Here is a 6,088-nt window from a genome sequence, read left to right on the forward strand (position 1 = left end):
GTCATGGGGGGCAGGACTCTAACCGCCGCGACCGGGGGTGCCAGTCCGTCTCAGGGAGGGGTGGATCCAGCCAACCGGGAGGCCGCCACCGCCCGGACTTCCGGGGAGGGGTCGCGCTCGCGGGCCAGCTCCAGGAGCAACACGCCCACGGGCTTTGGCAGCTTCGCGTTCAACGCCTGGAGCGCCTGGGTGCGCTCCTTCACGCCCTGGGACAGGCGTTCGGCCACCTGTTGATCCGCGCAGGTGCGGACGCCGGGGTGCTGCTGGCGCAGGATCAGCTCCGCGTCCGCGAGCTTCGCCTCAGCGAGGCGCACCGCGTCCTGGGCGGTGCGCTCGAAGGTGGCCAGGTCCTCCGGGAACTCCGTCTTCACCGAACGGGCGCGGGTGATGGCCTGGGCCGCGAACCGGGCGTCCACCACCGCCGCGCACAACTGCCGGGCGGCCGCGAGCGCAATCCCACCCTCCCCCGACACCGCCTCGTCCCGAGCGGTCGTCTGGGCCCACACCGCGAGCTGCCGGGCCGCTACAGCCGCGGAGAAGGCCTGGTGGCGCTGTTCGCGAAGCTGCACCCAGCGCCAGAGCACCACCGGATCCGTGCCGCCGGATTCATAGACGCGCTGGTACTGGCTGGCGGCCTGTTCCAACTGCCCGCTCAGGTCCAGGAGCGCCGCGACGGTGAGGTACAGCTCCGGGCTGCTGGCGCGCTCGCGCAGGGACTCCAGCCGGACGGCGACCTCGTAGCCGGCCACGGGGGCGGGCAGCGCGGTGAGCACCGTGCGCAGTGACGTCATCGCGTTCTGGCGGATCAGCGGGTTGCGCGCCGTGCGCAGCGCCTCCAGGAGCGGATCCACCACGCGCACCGACACGTGCTGCCCCAGCTCCTCGGCCGCCTGCCAGCGGTCCAGCGGATCCGGCGCGACCAGGGCGCGCTTCAGGTCCTCCAGGTCGCGCAGGTAGTGGCCGGCCTGCATCGCGCGGGCGGCGGGCTCCGTGCGGGCCAGGGCGCCCTGTTCGGCGCGGGCGCGGGCGAGGCGCGCGGGGAAGCCTGTCAGCTTCGGGCCCAGCGGGTGGACCTTCACCTTCGCCTCGGCCTCGTCCACGAGCCCGGAGACGAGCAGGCCCTCCACTTCCAGTTCCAGCAGCCGGACGCGGGCCTCCTCGCGGTGCACACCCGAGGCGAAGTCGCGCAGGTAGGCGAAGAGCTTCCCGGCGTCGGTGGCCTGGAGGTAGCTCTCGTCGTCCAGCTTTCGCTCCAGCTCCTCGCGGGGCGTGCCTTCCGCCTGCCCCTTCAGGAGGGTCACCATGCGCGTCAGGTCGGTCGTGGTGCGCATGTCGCGCGACTCGGCCGCCTGCAGCATCGCCCGGGCCTCGTCCTTGTGGGTGCCGTCGGGATGCTCCGAGAGGAACTGCCGCCACCCGGCTTCGGTGTCCGCCTGCTTCGCCGCGTTGAAGCGCAGGCCCTCCAGCAGGGACTTCACCACCCGCGTCTGCGGCGCATCCGGGTACGTCTCCAGGAAGCGCTTGTAGGCGATGACCGAGTGCAGGCGCTTCGCCTCTTCGAACTCCAGCCCTTCGATGCGCCCCTCGGCCGTCGTCGCTTCCGGATCATCCGGGTACTCGCGCAGGAAGTCGCGGTAGGCCTGGACGGTGTTCTGTTCGCTCGCATGCTCGAAGGACTTGTGCGAGCAACCGGTGGCCAGCAGGAGCAGGGCGAGGGCGCGGCGGAAGGTGGGCATCTCCTCCAGCAATACCCCACCCGTCCCCCGGCGAAAACCCGAGCCGTCCCGCCCGGTTGCCTGGGTGGTTTTTTTGACCACACGGGCCACCGGGGGGAGCCTGTGCCCCAGGACGCTACAGGGAGAGGTGGCCATGAAGCTGGGCGCATGGATGGCGATGCTGGCGATGACGACGGGCTGTGCGACCGGGTCCCCCGTGGGCGGCTGGGTGGCCTCCGAGTCGGTGCGCTACCACTCCGCCTCGCCGCCGGCCTTCCCCCGCGCCGCGCTGTCCGCGTCGGTGACGCCGCGTGAGAGCCCCCGCGCCCCGGCCTCCGCCGAGCGTCCCGCGAAGGGCCGGCCGGACACGGGGACCAAGGGCACCGCGGTGGCGAAGGCTCCCGCGTCGAACAAGGCGAAGGCGCGCCCCGCCGTCACGCCCGCGAAGACGACCGCCGCGAGCACGGCCCCCGTCGCCAATCCCCGCGAGCGAGTGCTCACCACGGCGCGCGCGCTGGTGGGAGGGTCGTCGGTCCAGGTGAACGGCCGGCGCTACCCGGCGGACTGCACGGCGCTCATCGAGGCCACGTATGCGCAGGCGGGCCTGACGTTCCGGGGCACGCTGAAGCCCGGGGACAACGGCGTCACCGCGCTCTACCGCTACGCCCGCGCGAACGGCCGCGTGTACACGGAAGGCCGCCCCGTGCCGGGGGACCTGGTGTTCTTCCGCGAGACGTATGATCAGAACCGCGACGGGCGCCGCAACGACGGGCTCACGCACGTGGGCCTCGTGGACAAGGTGGATTCGGATGGCACCGTGACCGTCATCCACCGGGTGAAGCGCGGCGTCGTGCGCTACCGGATGAACCTGGCGCGCCCCCACCTGCCCCGCGATCCGAAGACGGGCGAGGTGCTCAACGACATGCTGCGAAACCCCGGTCCCGGACAGACGCACGTCCTCACCGGGCAGCTCTTCGCCGCGTTCGGAAGCGTGCTGCCCGCTGGCACCGCGAAGCCCGTGGCGGTGGCGGCCCGGTAGGCCCCCTGCCCTGCTGTCGCGAGCCTGGTCCGGTTTTGCCCTTCCAAGAGGCCGGGCCCGCGAATGAAGAAAGCCCGTCGGTCACGACCGGGGCGCTTCCGGAACCAGCCGGAGCGCCGCCAGCGAAACCCACGAGCCTGCACTGCGTTTCTCGATGAATCCGACGGCCTGTCGGTCGCGCCCCGCGCACTTCCGGAACCAGCCGGAGCACTTCGGGAGGGACCGACGGGCCTGCACTGCCTTCTTCAAGAAATCCGACGACTACGTGGAGCTTGGCACCCGGGCGGTGCGGTCCCACGCGGCGCGCTGCGAGTTGCGCAGGAAGCGCCAGAAGCCCACGGCGATCGCCATGTTCATGGTGACGAAGTAGTAGGCCACGGACGCCACGCGCTTCGCGATGCCGCTCTTGAACACCGCCGACTTGCCCATGAACGCCAGGGCGTAGAACAGCGTCTGGCCCAGCAACGTCACCTGATAGAAGGTGCTGTCGAGCAGGAACAGGTTCGCCAGCAGCGCGGCCACCATCAGCGCGGGAGCGCACCAGCGCAGCAGCTTGTGCGACCAGAACGCGAACGCGGGGAAGCCCGCGGTGGGCAGCAGCAGCCCGGGCACCAGCTTGAGGCTCTGGAAGTTGCCCGCCGCGATGCGAGCACGCCGGCCGAACTCCTTGCCGTAATCCTCGGTCGTCTCCTCGTGGGCGACGGCGTTCTCCTCGTAGTTGACCTTGTAGCCCGCCTCCATGATGCGCAGCGGAATCACGAAGTCATCCACGATGGTGGACGCGGGAAGCTGCGTGAAGAGCGAGCGGCGGATGGCGTACAGGCCACCGTTGGCTCCCACCACCGCGCCCCGCTTGCCCTCGTACATCTTGATGAGGGACTCGTAGCTCCAGTACGCGCTCTCCTCGTAGTCCTGCTTCGTGGGGTTGTAGAGGCGCAGCTTGCCGCAGACGGCGCCGACCTCCGGATCCTCGAAGTGGCGCACCAGCTTCCGCACCGCGTCCGCGTCGATCATCGTGTTCGCATCCGACAGGAGCACGATGTCGCCATGGGCGGAGGGGATGCAGCGGTTGAGCACCGTCGTCTTGCCGGCGCGGGCCGCAGGCGACAGCCGCACGCGGGGATCCGTGCACTTCTGCACGAGCCCATCCGTCCCGTCCGACGAACCATCCGAACCGATGAGCACCTCGAAGCGGTCAGCCGGGTAGTCCAGCGCCAGGCTGTTCTGGAGCTTCTGCTCGATGCAGCCCGCCTCGTTGTAGGCAGCCACCACCAGGCTCACCGACGGCAGCGGCCCGGCGGGAGCGCTCGCCCGAGCGGCATCTCCAGAGCGCATCCTCCGCGCGTTCTGGAAGACCTGCGCCATGCCCTCCAGGGCGAACAGGCTCAGGGGATAGAGAAAATACGTGTGCACGAGTGCCAACGCCGCGCACCAGAAGAAGACCTCCGCCATCGACCTACCCTCCGAACCCGAGTCCTCGACGAGCGTGGACTCAGCAAGGCCCGTGCCGTGGCCTTCAGGGGGCATCTGGAGCGGCTGAGCCTGCCCTCCCCAAGGTAGGACTGGAGTTTCTCCAGGGTGGCCGGGGAGGTGATCCGGTCAACGCTTCAGGGCTCGGGCACGGGCTCGGTGATGGGATCCGGCGTGGGCGCGCGGGTGGGCTCCGGCGTCGGCTCCGTGGAGGGAAGCTGCGCGAGCATGCGCTGGGCGAATTCGTGCTTGCCGTTGAGAGCCAGCGTCTCATCCAGCAGCGTCCGGGCCGTCGTGGGATCGCCCTGGCGGAGGGCCAGGCGCGCGCCCAGGACGTAGGCACGCATGAGGCCACGGTCCTGCGAGCGCAGCCCCTCCAACTCCTTCGACACGTTCTGGAGGGTGATCGCGGGAGAGCCCGAGCTGAGGGCGTACTCGGCGTGGGCGAGCAGGCTCCAGGCGGCGGTGAGCTCCGCCTGACGCAGGCGTTGGGCCAGGGCCAGCGCATCGGGAGCGCTGGTGACCGCGGCAAAGAGGGCCTGGGCCTTCAGGCGCGCGGCCACGGTCGCGGCGGGCTCCACTTCGGGGGCGGCGCGCACCCGGTCCATCTGGGCGTCGAGCTTCGTGCGGCGCGCGGCGATGGCCTCGCGCAGGGGCTCCTGTTCGCGTCCCAGCTCCTGCATCTGGGAGCGCAGCGCGTTCGCGCGGTTCTCCCAGTCCGCCGGGGTCTTGCTGGCGGTGACCCCCTTGAGCTGGGCCTGGAGCTGATCCGACTGACTCTTCAGCCGGTCGAAGTCCGCGTTCAGGTCGGCCAGTTGCAGGGTGAGCGCCACGGCGAGCTCGGCCTGGACCTCGGCGTACTTCGGGTGGGTCGCGGCGAGGGACTGGAGGCTCTGGATGGCCTGCTCGCGGGAGGCCGCATCGTCGCGGCGAAGGAGCGCCACGGCGCGGTCCTTCTCTTCCACGGCCGCCGCCGGCATGGCGGTGTTGCGGTCGCGAAAGGCGGGATACGCCAGGTACCCGGCGAGCCCCAGGCCCGTGAGCACCGCGAGCACGAGGAGCGCGCGCATCAGCGTGGACGAGGAGCCCTCTCCGGGCCCGTACTCGATGATCCCAGGTTCGGACTTCGAAGCCCCGAGCAGCTCCGGAGGCAGGTCCCCACCGGGCTTGCGTGCAGGAAGGGGCCGCTCCAATCCGCCGCCGAGCAACGATTCACCCGTCGCGGCGGGGCGCGACGGAACGGTGCGAGCGAACGGCGCGGAATCGTCGGGCAAGGAGACGATCGCCGTCGGAGCGGAGGTCGCCCACGGCTCGTTGGCGTGGCCCTCTGGAACAAGCTTGGACCGGGAGCCCGACGACCAGGGCGAATCCGCCGAATCTCCCGAGGGCGAGATGTCACCAAAGGACCGGGGCGGAGCCCGAGGAGCGAAAGGTTCCGGAGGCCCGGACACCGCGCCAAACGCCCGGGTGGCTCCGACCGCATCGGCAGTTGGAGACGTCGCAGGGCCCGGCACCGCGCCGAACGCCCGCGTCGAACCTGACGCCGAATCGACCGCGCCCGAAGGCGAAGCGCCTGGCACCGCACCGAATGCCCGGGTGGCTCCACTGGCCGCGTCGAGCGCGCCCGAAGGCGAAGCGCCTGGCACCGCACCGAATGCCCGGGTGGCTCCACTGGCCGCTTCGCTGGAACCCGAAGGCGAAGGAGCCCGCACCGTGCCGAACGCCGGGGTGGAGCGGACCGGCGCGGTCGAAGGCGAAGCCACGGGGCCCGGGACCGCGCCAAACGCCCGCGTCGCCCCCTGCTGCTGCGCCCCCATCGCCGAGGACGGCACCGGGGGCATCCCCACGGAAGGCGCTGCCACCC

The 6,088-nt window shown here is 71.1% G+C and carries 4 protein-coding genes; 1 reads left to right on the forward strand and 3 read right to left on the reverse strand.

Annotated elements, in window-relative coordinates:
- Window positions 1–50: 50 nt before the first annotated feature.
- Window positions 51–1,736, reverse strand: coding sequence for a HEAT repeat domain-containing protein (locus D7V88_RS38010; RefSeq protein WP_120545438.1), 1,686 nt, complete (start codon window positions 1,734–1,736; stop codon window positions 51–53).
- 133 nt (window positions 1,737–1,869) lie between these two features.
- Here D7V88_RS38010 and D7V88_RS38015 point away from each other — a divergent pair, with 133 nt between their 5' ends.
- The gene (locus D7V88_RS38015; protein ID WP_120545439.1) at window positions 1,870–2,754 is read left to right on the forward strand and encodes a CHAP domain-containing protein; all 885 of its coding nucleotides are present in this window, start codon (window positions 1,870–1,872) and stop codon (window positions 2,752–2,754) included.
- Between the two features lie 261 nt (window positions 2,755–3,015).
- Here D7V88_RS38015 and D7V88_RS38020 read toward each other — a convergent pair whose 3' ends face one another.
- A complete protein-coding gene (locus D7V88_RS38020) occupies window positions 3,016–4,206 on the reverse strand; it encodes a glycosyltransferase family 2 protein (protein ID WP_120545440.1) in 1,191 nt (396 codons plus the stop codon).
- Between the two features lie 155 nt (window positions 4,207–4,361).
- Entirely contained in the window at window positions 4,362–5,498 is a 1,137-nt protein-coding gene (locus D7V88_RS38025) for a tetratricopeptide repeat protein (RefSeq protein ID WP_147449046.1), read from the reverse strand.
- Window positions 5,499–6,088: the final 590 nt, after the last annotated feature.

Source organism: Corallococcus terminator (genome assembly GCF_003611635.1).
Lineage (GTDB): Bacteria > Myxococcota > Myxococcia > Myxococcales > Myxococcaceae > Corallococcus > Corallococcus terminator.